12 protein-coding genes and 1 pseudogene are annotated in these 23,522 nt (G+C 45.3%); 11 read left to right on the top strand and 2 right to left on the bottom strand.

Features of this window, described 5'->3' with window-relative positions; translation table 11 throughout:
* Positions 1 to 34 precede the first annotated feature (34 nt).
* The 5 genes and pseudogenes from D7V92_RS05815 to D7V92_RS05800 all read left to right on the top strand — a co-directional run bounded on the left by D7V92_RS05815 (position 35) and on the right by D7V92_RS05800 (position 9,875).
* On the top strand, positions 35 to 2,359 hold the full coding sequence (locus tag D7V92_RS05815; RefSeq protein WP_121772491.1) for an FtsX-like permease family protein: 2,325 nt from the start codon (positions 35 to 37) through the stop codon (positions 2,357 to 2,359).
* Between the two features lie 25 nt (positions 2,360 to 2,384).
* Positions 2,385 to 4,739 carry an ABC transporter permease gene (locus tag D7V92_RS05810; protein ID WP_121772490.1) on the top strand — a complete coding sequence of 785 codons (2,355 nt, stop codon included), beginning with the start codon at positions 2,385 to 2,387 and terminating at the stop codon, positions 4,737 to 4,739.
* Positions 4,740 to 4,938: 199 nt separating this feature from the next.
* Positions 4,939 to 5,022 (top strand): annotated as a pseudogene (locus D7V92_RS22195) (ABC transporter ATP-binding protein); the annotation flags it as partial.
* An 82-nt stretch (positions 5,023 to 5,104) separates the two neighbouring features.
* On the top strand, positions 5,105 to 7,489 hold the full coding sequence (locus tag D7V92_RS05805; protein WP_121772489.1) for an ABC transporter permease: 2,385 nt from the start codon (positions 5,105 to 5,107) through the stop codon (positions 7,487 to 7,489).
* A gap of 19 nt (positions 7,490 to 7,508) precedes the next feature.
* Positions 7,509 to 9,875, top strand: a complete 2,367-nt coding sequence (locus D7V92_RS05800) for an ABC transporter permease (RefSeq protein WP_121772488.1) — start codon at positions 7,509 to 7,511, stop codon at positions 9,873 to 9,875.
* On the opposite strand, the gene D7V92_RS05795 is transcribed toward D7V92_RS05800, so the two are convergent.
* The gene (locus D7V92_RS05795; protein WP_005858025.1) at positions 9,862 to 11,208 is read right to left on the bottom strand and encodes a sodium/glutamate symporter; all 1,347 of its coding nucleotides are present in this window, start codon (positions 11,206 to 11,208) and stop codon (positions 9,862 to 9,864) included. The genes D7V92_RS05800 and D7V92_RS05795 overlap by 14 nt on opposite strands.
* An 87-nt stretch (positions 11,209 to 11,295) precedes the next feature.
* A complete protein-coding gene (locus tag D7V92_RS05790) occupies positions 11,296 to 12,186 on the bottom strand; it encodes an AraC family transcriptional regulator (RefSeq protein WP_008774281.1) in 891 nt (296 codons plus the stop codon).
* A 102-nt stretch (positions 12,187 to 12,288) separates the two neighbouring features.
* Here D7V92_RS05790 and D7V92_RS05785 point away from each other — a divergent pair, with 102 nt between their 5' ends.
* From D7V92_RS05785 to D7V92_RS05760, 6 genes are all read left to right on the top strand, one after another.
* Positions 12,289 to 13,590, top strand: a complete 1,302-nt coding sequence (locus D7V92_RS05785; RefSeq protein WP_008774282.1) for a hypothetical protein — start codon at positions 12,289 to 12,291, stop codon at positions 13,588 to 13,590.
* A gap of 32 nt (positions 13,591 to 13,622) precedes the next feature.
* Complete coding sequence (locus D7V92_RS05780; protein WP_121772487.1) at positions 13,623 to 15,368, top strand: class I mannose-6-phosphate isomerase; 1,746 nt, start codon at positions 13,623 to 13,625, stop codon at positions 15,366 to 15,368.
* A gap of 79 nt (positions 15,369 to 15,447) precedes the next feature.
* Complete coding sequence (locus D7V92_RS05775) at positions 15,448 to 16,545, top strand: ROK family protein (protein WP_008774284.1); 1,098 nt, start codon at positions 15,448 to 15,450, stop codon at positions 16,543 to 16,545.
* A 3-nt stretch (positions 16,546 to 16,548) separates the two neighbouring features.
* Entirely contained in the window at positions 16,549 to 18,915 is a 2,367-nt protein-coding gene (locus tag D7V92_RS05770) for a GH92 family glycosyl hydrolase (protein WP_008774285.1), read from the top strand.
* Positions 18,905 to 20,047 carry a sugar MFS transporter gene (locus tag D7V92_RS05765; protein WP_008774286.1) on the top strand — a complete coding sequence of 381 codons (1,143 nt, stop codon included), beginning with the start codon at positions 18,905 to 18,907 and terminating at the stop codon, positions 20,045 to 20,047. Before D7V92_RS05770 ends, D7V92_RS05765 begins: the two co-directional genes overlap by 11 nt.
* 1 nt (position 20,048) lies before the next feature.
* Positions 20,049 to 22,937, top strand: a complete 2,889-nt coding sequence (locus D7V92_RS05760; RefSeq protein ID WP_008774287.1) for a hypothetical protein — start codon at positions 20,049 to 20,051, stop codon at positions 22,935 to 22,937.
* The last annotated feature ends 585 nt before the right edge of the window (positions 22,938 to 23,522 follow it).

The raw sequence follows: 23,522 nt of genomic DNA, 5'->3' as shown, positions 1-23,522 counted from the left end.
CGGTTAGCTTTCAATTTAACTTAAATACAAATCGATGAGACAGCTATATTATACAATCCGTTATTTACTTCGAGGCCGAGGGGGAAATGTGATCAAGGTTCTGTCCTTGACACTAGGACTTGGAGTGGGATTGATCCTGTTCGCTAGGGTCGCTTTTGAATTGAGCTTCGATACATTTTTTGACCAAGTGGAAGATTTGTATAGCGTGCATGTGCGATACAATGATGATAAAACGGGAGAGGAAGATGAGTCTCGTATCCTATTTGCCCCGATCCCGGAGGCTTTGCGGCAAGAGTTCCCCGAGATACAGTACGCGACGGTTTGCCGGAGAAGGTACGGGGCCGTATTGTATCATGGTGAGGATCGGTTCAAGCCTCATTTGATGATGGCGGATTCCCTCTTTTTCCGTACGATGGGAATCAAGGTGCTAAGGGGGGATGACCGTTTGTTGGGAATCGAAGATCAAGTTTTCTTATCGGAAAAAATGGCTGAACGTATATTTGGCAAGGAAGATCCGATCGGGAAACAACTGCTGTACGGAAAAAACTATCCTTATACGGTGGCCGGGATATTCCGTGACATACCGGAAAATAGTCATTTACGTTTTGACGCTGTCGCTTCTTTCATTAATATGAAAACCCAGTTCGGTGCCTATGCCGGTTGGGGTGCCGACGATAGTTATCTGGGCTATATCCGCCTGAAACCGGGTGTGTTCCCGAAACAAATCAATCAGAAAATACCGGCTTTATTGCCTAAATATATAGATGTAGAAAGGGAGAGGAAACAAGGTTTTGAGATGGAGCTTTATATCAAGCCGGTCTCGGAGATATATACGCAAAGTACCGAGGTGAAGCGGATGGTGGTGATCATGAGCGTACTGGCTTTCGCTTTGTTATTCGTGGCGGCGATGAATTATATCTTGAACTCGGTATCTTCTCTGCCGATCCGGGCGAGATCCGTAGGAGTACACAAATGTAATGGAGCTTCCAGTAAGGACATTTTCAATATGTTCTTGTTTGAGACGGCGGCTTTATTTGTTGTGGCTCTTGTATGTATGGCATTGCTTTTATTCGCTTTCCGGGAATATGTAGCGGATATGGCGGCTGTTCCTACTTTGGGCACTTTATTGAATGCGCAGACTATATGGCTTCCTGCGATCATGATCTTGGCTATATTCATTTTGTCCGCCTTGCTACCGGCCCGTTTGTTCAGCGTTATCCCGGTTACCCAAGTATTCCGGGTATCTACTTCGAGTAAGCAGGGATGGAAGCGGAGTTTGCTCTTTATCCAGTTTGGGGGAATAGCGTTTGTCATTACATTATTGGTGATCGTGTTATTGCAATATGATCGGCTAATGAATAATGATTTAGGATATGATCCGGAAAATATAGTGTATGCCCCCTTGAATAATATGGATGATCCGAAAACGGCCAAACTTACCGCCGAGTTCAAGAAGTTACCTTATGTCATGGCTACGGGGCTTTCGTCAATGGACATTCTAAGTGGTTATGGTGGTTTCCCTATTCTGGATAATGAGAAAAACTGGCTGTTTACGGCCCGGCAGGTAAACTATAACGCCGATTATCTCTCTCTGATGAAAATCCCCTTGCTTGAGGGGCAACCACTAAAAGGTGACGGGGATATCTTAGTGAATGAGTCATTCGTGAGTAAGCGTGGGTGGACGGATGGTGCGATCGGTAAATATATTTATGATGATGAGGGCAATTTAAAGGGAAAAATAGTGGGTGTAACCCGTGATTTCATGGTGAATTCCTTCTTCACTCCCCAGTTACCGGTCATCATGTTTGGTAGTGACCGGATGAGTTATTGTAACTTTACGGTTCGTGTCTCCGAGCTAACTCCGGAATATTTGCGGGAAATGAATGATCGGATTGCGGAACTATTCCCGGATGAGGATGTCGGTTTTACGGTGCTGAAAACGATTATAGAGTCTCAGTATGAGGGAACCCGTCATTTCCGTGACGGTGTCTTTGTTGCCTCGATCGCTATCTTGCTGATCACCTTAATGGGATTATTAGGATATATTACGGACGAGATGCACCGTAGGAGCAAGGAGATAGCGATTCGCAAGGTGAATGGAGCGACGGCCCCGAATATTTTACGTCTTTTATCTAAGGACGTTTTGGTCACGGCTTTCCCTGCTATCCTTTTAGGAGTGATCGCCTCACGAGTCGTAGGAGAGAGCTGGTTGAGGCAATTCGCGGATAAGATACCGCTGACTGTTTTTATTTTCATATCTACGGCTCTACTGGTTCTAGCGATCATTTGGGGATGCGTGATCCTGAAATCTTGGAATATCGCCAATGAGAATCCGGTCCGTAGCATTAAGAACGAATAATATAACAGGTAATATAAAATTACGTATGAAAACTATTTTGAGGAATCTCTTGAGTGTATTGTGCCGTTTCAAGATGGCGACACTTTTAAATGTATTAGGACTATCTGTGGCTTTTTCTGCTTTCATCTTGATTATGATGCAAGTCGAGTATGATCAGAATTTTGACCGAGGATATACGGATACGGAATCTATATTTCGGGTAGAAGCTATGTTTGAGGATGGTGGGCAGGCAGTTATTTGCCGTCCGCTGGCCGATGCTTTTATCCAATCCTCGCCTCATATCGTAGCTGGGACCTTGGCGAATCCTTGGGGAGGGGACTTGTTTTTCTCTGTAGAAGAGAATGGTGTACGGAATACTTTTAAGGAACAATGTATAAATGTTTATCCTGAATTCACGAAGGTATTTGACTTTAAATTTCAGGAAGGAAATCCGGAGGCGTTACAGGAGCCAAACGTTGTTTTGTTGCCGCAGAGCATGGCTCAGAAGTTTTTTGGGAATCAATCGGCTGTAGGCAAGCAATTGAAGTTTGAGAATGGAGATCATCTAACGGTAGGTGGAGTGTATAAGGATTATCCACGGAATTCATCTGTACGGAATTGTATTTATCAAAAGATGGACCCGAAGGAAAACGCCCAAAGCTGGGGAAACTGGAATTATATTTTCTATATCCGTTTGGACAATCCGAAGAATGTCGAGGGGCTATTTGAAAATTTCAAGGCACATTTTGATCCAGCTCTAATAAAGGATAATAGTTTCTCATGGGGGGGATCTGGAATGACTTTCCGTATTAATCCGTTGCCTGATGTTCATTATACGACTGATGTAAAATATGACCAGACCCCGAAAGCCAGCAGGCAAACTTTGATGATATTATTTGCCATAGCTATCGTGATCGTGATAATCGCCGGAATTAATTTCACGAATTTCAGTACGGCACTTACCCCGATGCGTATTAAGAGTATTAATACACAAAAAGTATTAGGGGGAAAAGAATCTGTGATCCGTTTTGCTTTGATTTTAGAAGCGGTGTTAATAAGTATAATCTCTTATTTGTTAGGACTGCTATTAGTTTATATTGCAGGGAAGACGGAAATAGCCTCATTGATAAATGCCGATATTTCGTTATCAATGCATATCGGATTGGTTTTGGCTACAGCTTTTATCTCAATAGCTACCGGGCTTCTTGCCGGTATATATCCAGCATATTATATGACTTCTTTCCCACCGGCTTTAGTGTTGAAAGGTAGTTTTGGCTTGTCTCCGAAGGGACGTCAATTACGAAATGCATTGATAGGAGTGCAGTATGTAGCTTCTTTCGGATTAATTATTGGTGCTACATTCATGTATTTGCAGAATTATTATATGCAAAACACCCCTCTCGGTTATGATAAGGATGAGATAATTATTACGAATATGAATAACAATATCCGGAAAAGTCGGGATGCCTTCGCCAGCCAAGTGAAATCTTTCTCTGGTATCGAAGAGGTTACATATGCGGAGATGCTCCTTTCTAGTCAGGACCAATACATGGGATGGGGACGTAAATACCGGGATAAGGATATACAATTCCAATGTCTACCGGTTGAACCTTCTTTTTTGAAGGTGATGAATGTGAAAATATCGGAAGGTCGTGATTTCCGGGAGGAAGATAAGGCGAAACGTTATGGCACGTTTGTCTTTAACGAACGTGCCCGGACAGAATATGGGCTGGAGATAGGATCTTTAATAGATAGTATGGAGATTGTCGGTTTTATGCCGGATGTTAAATTCGCCTCTTTCCGTACGGAGGTAACGCCTATGGCCTTTTTTGTATGGGGTACTAATAATTGGGGAAACCAACCTAATTACGCTTATATAAAGGTAAAAGCCGGCTCTGACTTACGGGGGGCTATGCAACATGTCAAGACTACGCTTCAATCATTTGATCCGGAATATCCGTTTAATGTCCGTTTCTTCGATGAGGTATTGAACGGACTTTATGAGAAAGAGAGAAGCCTCAGTTCATTGATTACCTTATTTAGTTTAATTGCGATCTTTATCTCGGTGGTAGGGGTATTCGGTTTGGTCGTATTCGATAGTGAGTACCGGAAGAAAGAGATCGGTATCCGTAAGGTATTAGGCTCTACTACCGAGGAGATTATCGTGATGTTTAACAAGACATACATACGAATCTTATGTGTTTGTTTTGTTTTGGGGGCGCCGATCGCCGGTTACGTGGTACATCGATGGCTTGAGAATTTCGCTTATAAGACTCCTATGTATTGGTGGGTGTATTTGATCGCTTTTGCTATCATAGCGGTTATCACGATATTGACTGTCACTTTCCAGAACTGGCGTGCGGCGAATGAGAATCCAGTACATAGTATTAAGAATGAATAGAAGATTTTTGTAAAATCATATTGCTGCTTTCATAGAAAAGCATGTGTCCAATAATTGTACAATGGTGTCCAATTATTGGACACTTCTGTTTTATGAATTGAGAATTAATTTATTGAGTATTAGTTTAATATGTAGTTTGGCACGTTATTTGAATATTATTAGATGGATTTGAGTATAATAAATTAAAACAAATACAGCCATGATTAAGATCGAAGGTTTAAGTAAGTTTTTCCGTACGGAAGAGGTTGAGACAATTGCGTTGAACAAGGTTTCTTTGAATATCTTGAAACGAATGAATATCAGCCATCTTATTTAAGGAATACTCTTTTTGGGTCGATTTTAGTATCAATAAAATAGAGCAAGTTATGAAAACAATCATACGCAATTTCATCAATGTATTAATACGTTTCAAGGTAGCTACCTTTTTGAATGTAGCGGGATTAGCGGTCGCTTTCGCCGCGTTTTTAATTATCATGATGCAAGTAAGCTTTGAGCATAACTTCGATCGTTGTCATCCGAACTCGACCCGGATTTATCGGATGGGACTTTCTTTCCCGGATGGAGCGAGCATGATCCATTGCCGCCCGTTGATAGAGTCGTTTATCCACTCTTCCCCGCATATTGAGGCCGGTACGTTAATCAATCCGTATATAGGAGAGATGTATGTGACTGTTACAAGAAAAGAGGGAAAGCAAGGTTTCAAGGAGACGATCATAACTTGCCATCCGGAGATTACCCAGATGTTCCAGTTTACGATGCGTGAAGGAGAATCTTCTTGCTTGTCGGAACCAGAAAAAGCCTTGATACCGGAAAGTATGGCTCACCGGTTATTTGGAAAGGAATCGGCAATTGGAAAGCAGATCGTTCCCGATGGTGGGATCTGGACAAAACCGGGCGTGAAATATTTGGTCGTAGGAGGTGTTTATAAGGATTTCCCGGAAAACACACAGTTGAAGAACGTGATTTATACGGAGATGTCTCCGGATTACGCGCTGACGAATTGGATAAGTAGTAACTATTTCTGTTACGTGATGCTAGATCCTTCTGCTTCCCCGAAAGAAGTGGCTGGGAATTTTGATGTCCATTTTGACTATTCGAAGCAATATGGGGATATGGCGAAAGATATACATGCCGAGCTGGTCCCCCTAACCGATATTTATTATATGAACGAGGATTCCAGCGGAAGTTTAGTGAAAAGCGGTAGCGCGGAGAAAGCCCGGTTACTGATGCTGATCGCTTTTCTGGTGATTATTGTGGCGGGTATCAACTTCACGAATTTTAGTACCTCTTTGGCGCCTTTGCGCATCAAGAGTATCAACACGCAAAAAGTTCTGGGGAGTTCTGCTGGCATATTACGTGCTTCCCTGTTATTTGAAGCCGTGGGTATTAGTTTGCTTGCTTTCCTTTGTTCTTTGTTTATCGTTTGGGGATTAGGACATATGGGATGGCTGTATTTTGTGCAAGCGGATACGACATTGACTGCTTACCCCGGTTTAGTAGGTGGCTTAGCTGTATTATCTGTTATAATAGGTCTTATTGCGGGGATCTATCCATCTTTATATATGACTTCTTTCCCTCCGGCATTAGTATTGAAAGGCTCTTTCGGGCTTTCTTCCTCTGGGAAGAAGTTGCGTACGGCATTGATCGGTTTTCAGTTTATCGTTTCTATCGTATTGATTATATCAGCCATGTTCGTTCGTCAACAAAATAGGTTTATGCAAAAATATTCTTTGGGTTTCGACAAAGATCAGGTAGTAGTTGTCGAGCTGAACCGGAATATTATGCATGACCATAAGGATAGCTACGTGGGTGGATTGAAAGAATATCCGGGAATAGAGGATGTGGCGTTCTGTTCCCAGAAGTTTGGATCGGAGGATAGCTATCGTACGTGGGGAGGTGTATATAAAGAGCAGAGTGTTAATTTTACGTCTCTTTCTGTTTCTTGGAATTTCTTCAAAGTAATGGGTATTCCATTGATTGGGGGGCGGATGCCTACCGAGTCTGATGAGAGAGGTAACAACTATAGTTATGTATTCAATAGACAAATGCGGGATAAATGGAACATGGAACCGAATGATATCATGCGGATTCCATGGCTTGAGGAGGAATCGGCCGATGGTTCCGTCATCGGATTTGTAGATGATGTTAAATTTACTTCCTTGCGACAAAGCGTCTCCGAATTAGGTTTTGTTATTAATGAACCTCGTTTGATGCTTTATTCTTTTATTCGTGTGAAAGCGGGAAGCGATATCATGGGCGTGGTGGATCATATCCGTAAGACAGTAGCCCACTTAGATCCCACATATCCTTGTGAGGTAGAATTTTATGATGAGATTTTCGATCATTTATATCATCAAGAACGGAATTTAAGTACGATGATTTTATTGTTTAGCCTGTTGGCTGTGATTATCTCTATTGTCGGTATATTCGGCCTCGTTATATTCGAGACCCAGTATCGCCGGAAAGAGATCGGTATTCGTAAGGTATTCGGGGCCACGGTCCATGAGATCTTGGTTATGTTCAATAAGATTTATTTCCGTATTGTCTGCGTTTGCTTTATCATAGCGGCTCCTTTGGCTTATTATGGCGTACGGAAATGGTTAGAGGGTTTTGCTTATAAAACTCCTATTTATTGGTGGATATTTGCGTTCGCTCTATTAATTGTCTCCTTAATAACGATGTTTACGGTAACTTTCCAAAACTGGCGTGCGGCGAACGCGAATCCGGTGGATAGTATTAAAACGGAATAATAAATGAAACTATAATAAAATGAAAACGATTATTCGAAACTTTCTAAGTGTGTTGAGGCGGTTTAAAATGGCGACCGCATTGAACGTAGCCGGTCTTGCGGTTGCTTTCGCCGCTTTTATCGTGATTTTGATACAGATTAATTTTGAGCGGACTTTTGACCGTTGCCATCCTACGTCCGGGCGGATTTTTAGGGTGGACTTGACCATTCCGGGTACTTTCGGGACAATATTACCCCGTGCCTTTGTGGAGGCTGTCATCCAATCTTCCCCGCATATAGAGGCGGGTACATTGTTGACTCCTTCTTTTGGCCAGAATGGCGTTTATCTCTCGGTGGATAGAAACGGGCAACCGTTTGGGTTTAAGGAAATCGTGACAACCTGCCACGCTAGTTTACCGAAGATATTCGCGTTCCCGATCGTGGAAGGCGATATCGATTGCTTGAAAGATCCCGAGAAAGTAATGGTACCCCGAAGCTTGGCTGACAAGTTGTTTGGGGAAGATATCTCTGCGGTTGGTAAGACGTTGCGAGCGGAAGAAAATATCTGGACTAAATCGGCTAAGCTCTTTACGATTGGCGCGGTTTATAAGGATTTCCCGGAGAACACGCAGCTTCGGAACGTGGTCTATACGGCGATCGATCCGGATTATAATATCAATAATTTTAGCTCAAGTAACTGGGTTTGTTATTTATTGCTTGATAATCCTGCCATGGCAGATGAGGTTGCCGATAATTTCAACCGTCATTTTGATTTCAAGAAGATTTACCATGAAGGAGAACAGATCCGGCTCGTTCCGCTGACTGATATTTATTATATGAATGAGACGCAAGACGGTGGTACATTCCGGAGCGGAAACAAGGAAGTCACGGCCTTATTGTTCGGTATAGCCCTTCTGATCGTCATTGTCGCGGCTATTAACTTCACGAACTTTAGCACTTCTCTGACTCCGTTGCGAATCAAAAGTATCAATACGCAGAAGGTATTGGGTAGTTCGGATACTTTGTTGCGCAGATCTTTATTGATAGAGGCAGCCCTTATTAGTTTTATAGCATGGCTGGTAAGTCTCGTTATCGTTTGGGGATTGGATTGGGCGGAAGCGCTACCTTTTATCGAGGCCGATTTGAGTTTGGTCTCAAATCTTCCGATCGTTTTCTTGTGTGGCATCGTAGCGTTAGTTATCGGTTGGCTGGCGGGTATTTATCCTGCTTATTATATAACTTCTTTTCCTCCGGCCTTGGTGCTGAAGGGCAGCTTCGGGTTATCTCCTTCCGGGCGTAAGTTACGTACGACATTGATTTGTGTCCAGTTCGTTGTTTCGATCGTGTTGATTATCGGGGCTTGCTTTGTACAAATCCAGAATAGTTATATGCGGAATTTCTCTTTAGGATTCGATAAGGATCAGGTAGCTATCGTGGAGCTGAATGAGACAATGTACAATAAGCATCACGATACATATGTGAATCGCTTGAAAGAGAATCCGGGGATCGAGGATGTAGCTTTCGCTATGGAGAAAGTGGGCTCTAAGGACGGGTATAACACGAATGGCGGTAATTATAAGGGTAAGGACTTTCAGTATTTCATAATTATAGCATCTTCCAATTTCTTGCGGGTGATGGGGATTCCGGTTATAGAAGGGAGAGATTTCTCAAAGGCGGACGAACTTTCGGATCATGTGTCTTATATATTCAATCGTACGGCGATGGAGGGGTTGGATATGCAAGTGGGTGACGCGTTCGATAGCTATTCTTCCGGTCATCTTATCGGTTTCTCCGACGATGTGAAATTCACCTCGCTTCGTGGTGGAGAGGATAATATCGCTTTCTTGGTCGGAAACTTTGGTTATTCTTTGCCAATCTCTTATATCCGCTTGAAAGCCGGATCGGACATTCATGCCGTAGTAGGACACATCCAGGAGACGATGAGAGAATTAGACCCTTCCTATCCGTTCAATATCGAGTTCTATGATGAGATCTTTAATCATCTTTACCGGAAAGAGGAGAACCTGCGCGATCTGGTTACGGTCTTTAGTCTACTGGCGATTATTATCTCTTTGGTCGGGGTATTTGGCTTAGTGGTGTTCGAGACTCAATACCGCCGTAAGGAAATAGGTATCCGCAAGGTACATGGAGCTACGGTAGGGGAGATCCTGCTGATGTTTAATAAGGCCTATCTGAGGATTGTAGGTATTTGCTTCGTGATAGCGGCGCCGATCGCTTGGCAGGGCGTGAGGATGTGGCTCGAGGGTTTCGCCTATAAGACTCCGCTTCATTGGTGGGTATTCTTAATCGCCTTATTGATCGTAACCGTAATCACGTTATTGACCGTGAGTTTCCAGAACTGGAAAGCGGCGAACGAGAACCCGGTAAATAGTATCAAGAGCGAGTAATCCACCATCCCATCTTCCACGCCAGTAGCAAGATCAGTAGGGAAAGGACCAAGCAGGCTAATAGCAACCAAACTCCCAATCCGTTTACGAAAAGGATGGGGACGAAGGTGATCAATAAGATCTCTATGGGAGCGATAGGCAGATAAGCCATCGCATAATCATCCATCGCTTTGCTGGAAAGTTTCGGATCGACGATCCGCAGCAAGGCGATGCCCATGGCCATCGTGCCGGTCCACCATCCCCAAGCGAAAATCATGCGCTCGAACCAAAAGGTCTTGGCTAATCTTCTTCCTAAGAAGAATGTTATGCACCAGACGATCGCCACGCCCGCTATGATGAGTACGATAAGCGGCAAGGCATATTTTACGATCACCCCTAGCTTGATAGACGCTACACCGCAAGCTACCAGCATATCCGTGAAGGAACTGCTCAGCCTCTGGGTCGTCTGCGGGCAGATATATCTGGATATGGTTGTCGCGTCGAAGAATTTCTTTAATACTAATCCAATGATAAAGGCACAACTGAAAACAGGTAACTCCAATACCGGATAATACACCTTTACGGTTTGGCTAACCATATATCCCAAAAAAGCCACGACAAATACCAAAGCCACATGGAAAGTCAGCGTATCGATGGATATGGAGGAAGTCGTAGCTTCTCCGATGGAATCCCGCTTATCCTCTGGCAGCAACCCACTTCTCAGCTCGTCCGGTAGATCGTCGAAATCCGAGATAAAAGCGGTTTGTTTATGCTTGGCCGCCCATTTGACCATCAGTAAACCTCCGATGATCGAGCAAATAACCCCCACGGTAGCGGTTGTCATGCCTAAACTGCGTGCCTCGTCCCAGCCCAATCCCTCGAACGCGGACCCGATAGCGGCGGCTGTGCCGTGTCCGCCATAAAAGCCTGTCGGCAGCATAATGCCGAAAGCGTCATTCAGGTCCGGCCAGATCAGCTTGATCACGTACAATCCGAACAAGCCTACTAATGCCCATTGCAATAACATACCCACCTGAGCGTACGCCCACATCGGCCCGACTCGTTTCGCTACTTCTTTCATGGAGACGTTCGGGGAAGATAAAGGCAACGCGCCGAACACCAAGGCGATAAGGATAGCCGCATAAGTACCTAAGTCATTGGAAAGCGGAATCCACCCCAGTCCATTAGGTCCGAACGCCAGTCCTAGCAAGCCTGCGATCAAGCTGGGTGGGATGAATAATTGTTGTATCAGTTTTACCTTGACTCGTATGAATTTGCCAACCAATAGAAGTATCGAAATGAATCCAAGATCCGTAAAGAGAGTCCAAGGGGTGAACTGTGTTAGGTCTATCATAGTAACTACTTACTTTATGTTCGTTTAAATATCTATTGTACAAATATATTTTATTCTCATGAGAAATACTAGAAATCCAAACGAATTCTATATCTCCATCTCCTTTTTACGATAAACGGAAGGAGAGCAACCCATAACTTTCGTAAACGTACGCGAGAAGTAGGCGGCATCCTCGAATCCCAGATGCGTGGCGATCTCATTCAACTTCATATTCGTTAGCTCGATATATTCACAAGCCTTCTGTATTTTCAAGCGTATGAAGTAATTCATGGGCGAGACCCCGGTCTCGCCAAAGAAGAGAGCCGAGAAGTGAGAAGGGGAATATTTGAAATAAGACGCTAATTCCTTCAAGGTAAGATTCTGCTGGATGTTCTCACGCATATAATGAATAACCCGTGCCGTGAACGGATATTCTTTTTGCGAGGGAATCATGATATGGCGGAATTGCTCCAGATAGATGAAAGAGGCCAGAAAATTGTAAAGGCACATGGAGGAATAAATCATATATTCTTTAATATATCCCATGGAGAAACTGCTATATATCTCCTCAAACAGCCGTAACCGATCTTGTAAACGGGAATATTCATTCGGCGAAATAGTGACCGGAACCGGATGCGACGGCAGGAATTGATCGCAAAGCTTCCCTTGGAAGTGTAACCAGTAAATAGTCCATGGATCTCCCTCGTCTGCCCCGAATGAGTAGGGGATACCGGGAGGGATGATGATATATTGGTATTTCTCCACGGTATATTGTTTACCGAGGATACGATACCATCCTTTTCCCTCCGTACAATAAATAAGCATGGCGTAGTCACAGCCATGTTCTTTTTGGAGAAAATGATATTTAACACGTGGGAAGAAACCTATCTTGCGTACATATAAATTATTGATGAGCGGTTCCCTCCGGTAGCTTGCCAATAGTTCCTCGGGTAAAGAAACGAGCCGTTCTCCCTTAAATCCTTCTTTTATCTTGACCATGATCTATAAATCATAAGATTGTACAAGTAAATCGGAACAAATGTAGCATTTCTTTCTGGATTATTGAAATAATTTTGCCGACATAAATCATAACATAATGCCATGAATAAAATTCTAGTTGTAGTTTCTTTTGTATTTGTATCTTTTTTATCCTGTACGGGATTGACCGAGAAACAGCGATTGGCCAATCAAATATTGTCCGACACGGCTTTACATAAGGTGGATAGTATGGCTCGTGCGACCATTCGTAGTGGCTTTAACGCAGGGAGCGGTTATTCGCAGATATGGGCACGGGATATGAATACGTTTATTGAGGTAGCTTGCGAGGAAAGCGATCCGCATGAACTGCGGGAAGCTATTTTATTGTTTTTCGCTCTTCAACAGCCGAATGATGAGATGATCGATGGTTATGTGCTGAAAGAAGATTTTACATGGTATGATGATACGCCTTATTATTCGAATGCCGCTCCGAAACATGTCGCTTTTAAGAATACGGTAGAGACGGACCAAGAGTCTTCCTTGATTCAGATCGTAGGTAAATACATTCGTAAGACGGGTGATCGGGAGATATTGAATGAGAAAGTTGCCGGGAAGACCGTTCTCGAGCGAATGAACGCGATGGTAGATTATCTGATGCGGGAACGATATAATGAGAAATATGGATTGCTTTATGGAGCAATGACCGCTGATTGGGGCGATGTACAGCCGAATGACGATTTCGGATGTGATATGAATGATTTGTCGGATCCAGCTATCGATGTATATGATAACGCTATGTTCATAATAGCCTTGGATTATTTGTTGGAAATGGCTCCTGATTCTCCGCAAGCCTCCCGTTGGAAAAGTCTGCGTGAGGGAATCGAGAGAAATGTGCGGGCTCATCTATGGGATGTAAAGCGCCAGAAGTTCATTCCTCATATTTATCCGGAGAAATCTTCGATTCCGGAAGGTTTTGATGAACTTGCCATTCATTATCATGGTGGGACGGCTATCGCTATAGAGGCCGGCTTATTATCGAAAGACGAGATACGTACCGTAAATGCCCAGATGCTTGAGAATGTTCGCCTGTCGGGTATGCCAAGCATTGGTCTTACCTTATATCCCGTGTATCCGGATGGTTTTTTCCATGGAGGAATGTCAAAGGCTTATCTGTATCAGAATGGCGGGGATTGGACTTGGTTTGGCGGTCGGATGATCCAGCAGCTTGTCGTTAATGGAATGGTTGAGGAGGCTTATGCGGAGATTCATCCGATGATCGAGCGTGTGATCCAAAATGACGGATTCTACGAATGGTATGGCAAAGGCGGTGTCCCCAGTGGCTCTGGTAATTTCAAGGGGTCGGCCGGAGTGTTATCTAAGGCGATTGAATTATTAAGGGATTGGGCAGAGAAAAATAAGAGTTAAATACAAGCGTGCAATATTAAATATCAAAAGAGATGAGAAAAAGTAATTATGATAAAATGCCGGCCACCGTTGTAGACGGTACCTTGTGGAAAGGCTGGGAATCGATACGGAAGCGATTGGCGGAGATACATGCGGAAACGAATGGATCACAAGTTTGGGTGGTGGAATGCTACCAAGGGGTTCATCACGAGGAGTTGATGCGTGAACTGCAAGCGCTCGTGCCCGATCGTTTTATCAATACGCGAGATTTATTTAAATCGGCAGAAGATATAGAGGCGATGACCTATCCTTATCTGACGGATGACCGGTTGTTTGGCCGCCGGGCTCATTTCTCTTATACGGATTTCTTGGATGAGGAGAAGGTGAACGCCTGCCGGGAGTCCTTGCGTGATGGAAAAGGCTGGACAATCGTTTATGGCCATGCCGCCGCCGAGATCGTTCCCGCTCCGGACAAATTGATCTACGCAGACATGGCTCGTTGGGAGATCCAGATGCGTTCCCGTAGAAAAGAGGTGAACGGGCTAGGTGTGGAAAACCGGGAGGAAGCCCCGTCGTACCATTATAAGCGAGGATATTTTATTGATTGGATTGTTTGCGATAATCTGAAGAAGAAAGTCCTTCCCAAGGTCGATTATTGGTTGGATACCCATATCGTCGGAACACCTAAGATGATTTCCGGGGAGACCTTGAAAGAAGGGTTAGAGAAAACGGCGCATACTCCGTTCCGGGTAGTACCTTTCTTTGATCCGGCTCCTTGGGGCGGCCAATGGATGAAAGAGGTCTGTGATCTGGATAAAAAGCAAGATAACTTCGGCTGGTGTTTTGATTGCGTGCCCGAGGAAAATAGTTTATACCTGAAAGTTGCCGGAGAGCTGTTTGAGATCCCTTCCAATGACTTGGTATTCTATAAGACGAGAGACTTGCTGGGCGGGCCGGTCGAGGCTCGTTTCGGACAAGATTTCCCGATCCGTTTCGACTTCTTGGATACGATGGGAGGAGGAAACCTAAGTTTGCAAGTGCATCCGGTCACCCAATATATCCGGGATACGTTCGGGATTTATTATACGCAGGACGAGAGCTACTACCTGCTGGATGCCGAGGAGGACGCTACCGTTTATCTGGGATTGAAAACCGGTGTCAACCCGGACGAGATGATCGCTGCCCTAAACGACTCCCAACAGACCGGAAAGCCTTTCGATACGGAGAAATATGTCAACAAATGGCCTGCCAAACGCCATGATCATTATCTGATCCCCGCCGGAACGGTCCATTGTTCGGGAGCCGGTGCCATGGTGCTGGAGATTAGCGCTACCCCAAGTATCTTTACCTTTAAGCTTTGGGACTGGGGCCGCTTGGGATTGGACGGACTGCCTCGACCTATTAATATCGGCCACGGCTCGAAAGTGATCCAATGGGAGCGGCAAACGGAGTTTGTCCGTCATAACTTGATCAACCAAGTGGAGATGATCGCCGAGGGAGACGGTTGGCGGGAGGAGCGGACCGGCTTGCATGAGAACGAGTTCATCGAGACCCGCCGTCATTGGTTCACGGATATCGTGCCTCACAATACGAATGGAGGGGTGCAAGTGCTAAATGTAATCAAGGGAGATGAGTTGATCGTGGAGAGTCCGACAAACGCTTTTGAACCATTCATCGTTCATTACGCGGAGACTTTTATCATTCCGGCTTGCGTGGGTGAATATACGATCCGCCCGTATGGATCGTCCGTAGGTAAATACTGTGGTACTATAAAAGCTTACGTACGATTTAGGCAATAATCACCGTGCCATAGGCATCGCACAACTGTGCCACCACGGTGGCACTGGCGGAACATGGGTAAATAAAGAAAAGGAATATATGATGTATACAAATGACAATAGAATAGTAATGACATTGGATGCGGGAGGAACGAATTTTGTTTTCTCTGCCATCCAAGGAGGAAAAGAGATAGCCGATCCGGTAGTTCTTCCGGCATGTGCGGATTGTTTAGATAAGTGTTTAGGCAATTTGGTAGAGGGTTTTAAGGCAATTCAAGCAGGCTTGCCGGAAACTCCGGTCGCTATCAGTTTCGCTTTTCCCGGTCCGGCAGACTATCAAGCCGGTATTATAGGCGATTTACCCAACTTCCCCTCTTTCCGGGGTGGCGTAGCGTTAGGCCCGTTTCTGGAGGATATCTTCGGGATACCGGTATTTATCAATAACGACGGAAGCCTGTTCGCTTACGGAGAGGCGTTGACGGGAGTGCTCCCGGAGATCAACCGCCGTTTGCGGGAGGCGGGAAGTGTGAAACAATATAAGAACTTGCTAGGTGTCACGCTAGGGACAGGTTTCGGTGCCGGGGTTATCATCGATGGAGAGCTCTTGCGGGGTGATAACGCGGCGGGAGGATATGTCTGGTGCCTGCGGAATAAGAAATACCCGGAGTATATCGTAGAGGAGAGCGTCAGCATACGAGCGGTGATGCGTGTCTATGCGGAACGATCCGGTGATATGGGAGCGCGTACTCCGAAAGAGATCTTTGAGATTGCCGAGGGTATCCGTCCGGGTAATAGGGAAGCGGCTATCGCCGCATTCGAGGAGTTGGGTGAGATGGCTGGGGACGCGTTGGCTTCCGCCATTACCTTGATCGATGGGCTTATCGTGATAGGCGGTGGTTTGTCCGGTGCCGCTAAATACATCTTGCCGGCCTTGTTGAAGGAGATGAACGCGCTGACGGGGATGATGGACGGTACTCGTTTCGGGCGCTTGCAAAAGGAGGTGTATGACTTGGACGACGAGAAGAGCTTCGCCGCTTTTGCCCGGGGAGAGGCTGTCGAGGTACTGGTTCCGGGTACGAGTCGCAAGGTAGGATACGATCCTTGTAAACGGATAGGAGTGACCTTCAGCAAGCAAGGAGCCAACCGCTCGATCGCTATGGGTGCTTATGTTTTTGCGTTAAACCATCTATCTAAATAAATTATGGGAAAGTATAGTATGAAGCCGGTCTGTTTCCTCTTGTTCCTGTGCGGGGTTTTCACATCCTGCGTGACACAAGGCAAGAAGGTCCAGCAAGAGGAGCTAGCCCAGTATGTAGAGCCTCGGATCGGCACGGCGCATTGCCGTTGGTTTCATTTTACCCCGGGAGCGATGCCTTTCGGTATGGCCAAGCCGGCCCCTTCTACGAACGGGCATATCGGGAATAAATCCGGCTGGGAGGCTACCGGTTACGATTATCGGGATCAATCGATCGAGGGTTTCCCCTGCTTGCATGAGTTCCAGATCGGCGGAATCGTTTTGATGCCTACGACGGGTTCATTGAAAACGATACCCGGGGCGGTAGACGACTCGACCGGTATGGGATATCGTTCTCGTTTTGATCGTGCGGACGAGATCGCTACGGCCGGTTATTATTCCGTCCTTCTGAAAGATTACTCGATCCGTGCGGAGCTTACCGCTACCCCTCGTGTCGCTATTCAGCGTTATACGTTTCCGGCCGGAGAGGATAGCCGTATCTTGTTCGATATAGGAAACCGCCAAGGAGAGAGCGGAGCCGTGCGGGATGCGGAAATTACTTTTACGGAAGACGGGCGTATTGAGGGCTGGGTGATTACCGAGCCTGAATATGTGAGAAAATATCAACCCGGAGCATCGGTTCCTTTGTATTTCTCGGCGGTGCTGGATAAGGCTCCCGTTGGATATGGCGCTTTCAATGGAGCGGATATCCGTCCGGATGAGCGAAAAGCGACGGGTGTGGGGGCCGGACTTTATCTGACCTTCCGTACCCAAGACCAAGAGTCGGTAACCGCTAAAGTAGGTCTTTCCTATACATCCGTGGAGAATGCCCGGTTAAATAGGGAGACTGAGGCCGCTACCCTTTCGTTTGACGAGGCAAGGGAAATATCTCGCCAAACATGGGAAGAATATTTGGGACGTATCCGGGTAGAGACTCCAGTGCGAGAGGATAAGGTGAAATTCTATACCGGTTTGTATCACGCTTTATTGGGGCGTGGATTGGCTAGCGATGTGAATGGCGCTTATCCGAGAAATGATGGCTCGGTAGGACAAATCCCTTTGAAAGATGGGAAACCGGTACATAACTTATACAATACCGATGCCGCTTGGGGAGCGCAATGGAATCTGACACAGGTTTGGGCTTTGGCCTATCCGGAATATTATTCGGATTATATAAGTAGCCATTTGTTGGTGTACAAGGACGCCGGCTGGCTGGCGGATGGAATCGCTAATAGCCGTTATGTCTCCGGGGTTGGTACGAATTTATTAAGTACGATTATCGCTGGCGCTTATCAATGTGGCATCCGGGATTTCGATGTGAATACGGCTTATGAGGCTTGCTTGAAGAATGAGTTGGATGGGGAGAATCGTCCGTTGGGCGCGGGAAAGATCGATACCCGTTATTTCGTGGAATATGGTTATGTACCTCATTTGGATAAAGGGGCCGGGCCGGACGAGGCTTTCATGTTTTCCGCTTCCCATACCTTGGAATATGCTTATAGCGCATGGGCCGTGGCCCAATGGGCGAAGCAACTGGGTAAGACGGACGATTATAACCGTTTGATGGACTTATCGAAAGGCTGGGAGCGTGTCTATGACCCTTCCTGTAATTTTGTCCGTCCTAAAAAGAAGGATGGTACGTTTATCGAGGACTTCAATCCGATGCAAGTATGGCGTGGATTCCAAGAAGGTAACGCTTGGCAATATACATTCTATGTACCGCACGATGCGAAAGGCTTGGTCGCTAAAGTTGGTGCGGACGTGTTTAACCATCGGTTGGATAGCATCTTCACGGTGTCTCGTAAATTAATCTTTAGCGGAGGCACGGAAGTAGGGGCTTTCGCCGGTTTGCAGACCTTGTATAACCAAGGAAACCAACCATGTTTGCATATCTCTTGGATGTTCAACGAGGCTGGTCGTCCCTCGCTTACGCAAAAATGGGTGCGGGCGATCTTGAATGAGTTCTATGGTACGGATGGCATCCACGGTTATGGCTACGGACAAGATGAGGATCAAGGCCAGCTCGGGGCTTGGTACGTGATCTCTTCCTTAGGCTTATTCGATATGAAAGGCTTGACGGATCAAGCGCCTTCTTTCGCTTTGGGTAGTCCTTTGTTCGATAAGATTACGATCCAGCTGAATGACCGCTATTATAAAGGGAAGGAATTCGTGATCGAGACTCGTAATAATAGTAAGCAAAATGATTACGTGCAATCCATGGACTTAAACGGGAAACCATTGACGGATACTCGTATTCCTTTCTTGGAGATTGTTCAAGGTGGACATTTAGTTTTAGAAATGGGTAACCAACCAAAAGATCGATATGAAAACTAAAAGTACGAACTCCGCTATATTCCCGATCCTTTTCGGCTTTTTCGTGATGGGATTCGTGGATGTCGTGGGAATTGCCACGAATTATGTGAAGATGGACTTTGGTTTGTCCGATACGTTGGCGAACCTATTGCCCATGATGGTCTTTCTTTGGTTCGCCCTGTTCTCTGTCCCTACCGGTATTTGGATGGGACGGCACGGGCGTAGGAATACGGTAGTCGTAGCCTTGGCTATCACAACCTTGGCGATGCTGATACCTCTATTCTTCTATGACTTTGCTTGTATCTTGTTTGCGTTCGCTTTGCTGGGAATTGGAAATACGATCTTGCAAGTGTCCTTGAATCCGATGGTAGCGCGGGTGGTAAATCCGGATAAAGTAACGAGCGTGCTTACTTTAGGGCAGTTTATTAAGGCGGTATCTTCCTTCTTAGGGCCGATTATCGCAGGTGTAACTTCTTCTTTCTGGGGAGATTGGAAGTTGATATTCATTGTCTATTCGGTGACTACCTTGTTATCTATCATCTGGTTGATAACGACTATTCCGGGTAAAGAGGAAGGAGAGGAGCAAGAAGCCTCGTTCGCCTCTACGTTAGCTTTATGTAAAGATACTAGGATACGGATGCTTTTCTTGGGGATTCTGTGTATTGTCGGGATCGATGTCGGTCTGAATACGACGATCCCTAAGCTATTGATGGAAAAGTTATCCATGCCGTTGCAAGAGGCTGGATTAGGGAGTAGCCTTTATTTCGCCGCTCGTACCGGAGGCTCTTTCTTGGGGGCTATATTGCTGGCGAGGATCTCGTCACGACCCTTCTTAAGGGGAAGCATGCTTATCGCTATCCTTGCTTTCGTAGGATTGCTTATCTCGGATAGCTTGTGGGGCATGGGCGTTATGATCGTACTGGTTGGCTTAGCTTGCTCGAATGTGTTTTCGATCCTGTTCTCTTTTGCGTTGGAACATCGGCCGGAGCAATCGAACGAGGTCTCGGCCTTGATGATTATGGGTGTATCAGGAGGCGCTTTGATTACGCCTTGTATGGGAGGCATAGCCGATATGTTCGGACAGGTAGCCGGCTTGATGCTATTATTAATATGTATGTTGTATATAGGACTTATATCAATAAAAACACGATAAGATGAAAAAAAGAACTTATTTATCAGCAGGATTGGCTTTGTTGATCGGGACATTGTCGGTTCATGCGTCTCCGGGATTATCGGATATCAAGAGCCGTGTATTACCGGCGGTTTATAAATCGAAAAACGGACTGACCCAAAAGGTCGAGATCTCCGTAAAACATGAAGGAGAACCTTCTACAGTGACGATCCGTTTAGGCGAGCAAAGCCATAAAGAGAAACTGGTGTCCGGGGATAATGTATTCCGAATCGAGATACCCGAGGTTAGCACGACTCGCCAATTACCGTTGACGTTGACAAGTGGGAAAGAGAAAGAGGAAACTACGGTGACCGTAAAACCGATTCGACATTGGCAGATGAATATGGTGCAACACACCCATACGGATATCGGTTATACCCGTTCCCAAATGGAAATCTTGGCAGAACAGCTTCGATACATTGATTATGCGTTGGATTATTGTGACGCTACGGATAATTATCCGGATTTCGCTAAGTTCCGTTGGACTTGCGAGATCGCTTGGGCGGTTAGCGAATATTTGAAATGTCGTCCTGTGGAACAGATCGCTCGCCTGAAGCAACGGGTAAAAGAGGGCCGTATTGAATTAGCTACGATGTTCTTGAATTTTGACGAATTACCGGATGAGCAGACACTTGCCGCTTCCCTTTATCCGATCAAGCAATTTAGAGAAAATGGGATGCGTGCCGAGGTTGCGATGCAAGACGACGTGAATGGTATCGGTTGGTGTTTCAGCGAGTATTTCGCAGATGCCGGCGTGAAATATGTGAATATGGGAACCCATGGCCATCGGGCGTTGATCTGCTTTGATAAACCTACGGTGTTTTGGTGGGAATCACCTTCTGGGAAGAAGGTCTTGACTTATCGTGCGGAGCATTATCACTATGGTAATTTTTTCGGGATTCATACAGATAACTTTGACCAGTTTGAGGAGCGTGTTTTAACTTATTTAGGTGAAATGGAAGCGAAAAATTATCCGTATGATATATTAGCGGTGCAGCATTCGGGATATCTTACGGATAATGCGCCTCCATCCACGAAGAGTTGTGAGATGTTACAGAAATGGAATGAGAAGTATGAATGGCCGAAATTACGCACGGCGGTAGCCAGTGAGTTTTTTAAGACGGTAGAGAGCCAATATGCGGATCATATTCAGACTATTCGTGGAGCTTGGCCGGATTGGTGGACGGATGGTTTCGCTTCCGGTGCCCGTGAAGCCGCCATATCTCGTGTGACTCACTCGGATATTATTGCGAATCAAGCCGGATTGTCATTCGCCAAAATGCTAGGCGCTCAATTGCCGACAGACATCAATGATCGGATTCAGGACATCAACAAAGCTCTTTTGTTCTATGATGAGCATACTTTCGGGCATAGTGAGAGCGTGCGTAACGCTTATGGACTGGAAACTTGGGAACAACGCTCCTTGAAACAATCGTATGCGTGGGAAGCCTATCGCCATTCAGGTTTGCTGGGAGAGGCTACTATGGGTATATTACAATCATTCGTGCCTAAAAGCGACGTTCCGTCTATCGCTGTATTCAATACGCTCAACTGGAGTTATAGTGGTATCGCTAAAGCTTATGTCGATCATCAGATTCTTCCGAAAGACAAGGCTTTCGAGATCGTGGATGCGGCTGGCAACGTAATTCCCGCACAAGCTGGCGAAAGCCGTTCCGATGGTACTTATTGGAACTTTTACGTGAAAGAAGTCCCGGCTTTGGGATACGCACAGTATTATATAAAGGTGAAGGATGCGCCACGTCCGGAAATACAGGGCGCAACGGAATTAAAAGAAACACATGTGGAGAATCCTTGGTATGCCATCGACTTCAATACCCGTAAAGGTACGATTCGTAAATTATATGATAAGGATTTGAACAAACAATTGGTTACGCCGGATGCGGAATGGGAGATGGGAGAGTTTATTTATGAGATTATCGATAGTCGTCATCCGATGGAACAATATCGTGCTCCCCAATTCCTCCGCCGTCGTCCCGAGAAGATGCGTTTCGAGAAATATGAGAAAGGCGATGTTTGGGATACATATCGTTTTCGGGGAGAGACTGTAGCGGGACGTGAGCCGAATAATTTGATGGTGGAATTCCGTGTATTTAACGTAACAAAGAAAATCGAGGTAGTTTATCGCTTGCGTAAAAAAGCGGTAACAGATCCGGAAGCGGTTTATATCGCTTTCCCGTTTGAGGTTGAAGGCGGTAAGATCCATTTGGATGTACCCGGCGGATCGATTGAGGCGGGTGTAGACCAAATCCCGGGCTCCTCTAACGATTGGTACACGGTGCAAAACTTCGCTACGGCTCGTAATGGAGAGTCACAGGTCGTGATGGGTAGCCAAGAAATACCATTAATGCAATTTGGGGCGATCAATACGGGGCGGTATAAAGCCGGAGCTGTACCTCAGTCCACGAATATGTATTCATGGCCGATGAACAACTATTGGGTAACCAATTTCAATGCGGACCAAATGGGAGAGATGCAATGGAGTTACTTCATCAACTCTTCGAAAGACAACTCCATTGAGTATGCGACTAAGTTCGCTTGGGAAAACCGAATTCCGTTCTTGACCCGTGTTTTGCCTGCTGGAGATAAAAAGGTGGAGCCTCTCCGATCGGCTTCCATTTTCAAGATCGTACCGGAGAACTTGTTGTTGGTAAACATGAGGCCTGTAGAAGGCGAGAACGCTGTTATGCTTCAATTGCGTGAGATAGGCGGGAAGTCCGCTACTTTCTCTGTAGCTTCAGATAAAATTAATTTTGTGAAAACTACGGTTTGTGATGTCGTAGGAGACCCAGTTTCGGGGAATCCGTTGAGTTTCGCTCCGTGGGAGAATAAGTTTATAAAATTATCTTGGTAGCATGGTAGGGGCGGGGTTTGCCCGCCCTTATCCAGTTTATCTTATGTTTGTATATTGAATGTTTTGATAGGATCTAACCCCAAATAAATCGGTATTATTCTAAGCAGAAGACTTGCTTGTGTTAGAGTGATGGGTGAAGAGTGTCATCAGAGACTCTGTTTCGGGTAATGCCTTATTGGATTTCAAGCCTTGTGGGAATAAGTCTATGGCGCTTTCTTGGTAGAAAGATTGTAGATAATGTGGTTCTTCTTTTATTTATAAAGGGGGGCTAAGTTTTTTCATATTATCCAGTCTCTGAATATATTATCTGTTTTTTTCATAGAAGCCATACTAGTGCCATTTTCGCCTAGCCTTGAATCTCAATAAATTTAACATTTGTTTGTTGTAACCAATTTAAAGTGTTTTTACTGCTAATATTTGATAGTTAATTATTTATGTGATAGAAAGACGATGATACTATTGTAAGTCCGTACGGAACAATATATTTTTAGTACATTTAAGGGTTGATATTCTTGGTTTCAAGGGGTGATTTGTGATAAATGTGTCATTTTTATTAAAAAAATACTATAGATTTAAGTCTGGTTT

Source organism: Parabacteroides sp. CH2-D42-20 (assembly GCF_003670185.1).
Taxonomy (GTDB): Bacteria; Bacteroidota; Bacteroidia; order Bacteroidales; family Tannerellaceae; genus Parabacteroides; species Parabacteroides distasonis.
This window is presented reverse-complemented; position numbering and strand designations above follow the sequence as displayed.

Coding starts and splice junctions, on each gene's coding strand:
- D7V92_RS05815 (WP_121772491.1), top strand. CDS start 35: ATGAGACAGCTATATTATACAATCCGTTATTTACTTCGAGGCCGAGGG.
- D7V92_RS05810 (WP_121772490.1), top strand. CDS start 2,385: ATGAAAACTATTTTGAGGAATCTCTTGAGTGTATTGTGCCGTTTCAAG.
- D7V92_RS05805 (WP_121772489.1), top strand. CDS start 5,105: ATGAAAACAATCATACGCAATTTCATCAATGTATTAATACGTTTCAAG.
- D7V92_RS05800 (WP_121772488.1), top strand. CDS start 7,509: ATGAAAACGATTATTCGAAACTTTCTAAGTGTGTTGAGGCGGTTTAAA.
- D7V92_RS05795 (WP_005858025.1), bottom strand. CDS start 11,208: ATGATAGACCTAACACAGTTCACCCCTTGGACTCTCTTTACGGATCTT.
- D7V92_RS05790 (WP_008774281.1), bottom strand. CDS start 12,186: ATGGTCAAGATAAAAGAAGGATTTAAGGGAGAACGGCTCGTTTCTTTA.
- D7V92_RS05785 (WP_008774282.1), top strand. CDS start 12,289: ATGAATAAAATTCTAGTTGTAGTTTCTTTTGTATTTGTATCTTTTTTA.
- D7V92_RS05780 (WP_121772487.1), top strand. CDS start 13,623: ATGAGAAAAAGTAATTATGATAAAATGCCGGCCACCGTTGTAGACGGT.
- D7V92_RS05775 (WP_008774284.1), top strand. CDS start 15,448: ATGATGTATACAAATGACAATAGAATAGTAATGACATTGGATGCGGGA.
- D7V92_RS05770 (WP_008774285.1), top strand. CDS start 16,549: ATGGGAAAGTATAGTATGAAGCCGGTCTGTTTCCTCTTGTTCCTGTGC.
- D7V92_RS05765 (WP_008774286.1), top strand. CDS start 18,905: ATGAAAACTAAAAGTACGAACTCCGCTATATTCCCGATCCTTTTCGGC.
- D7V92_RS05760 (WP_008774287.1), top strand. CDS start 20,049: ATGAAAAAAAGAACTTATTTATCAGCAGGATTGGCTTTGTTGATCGGG.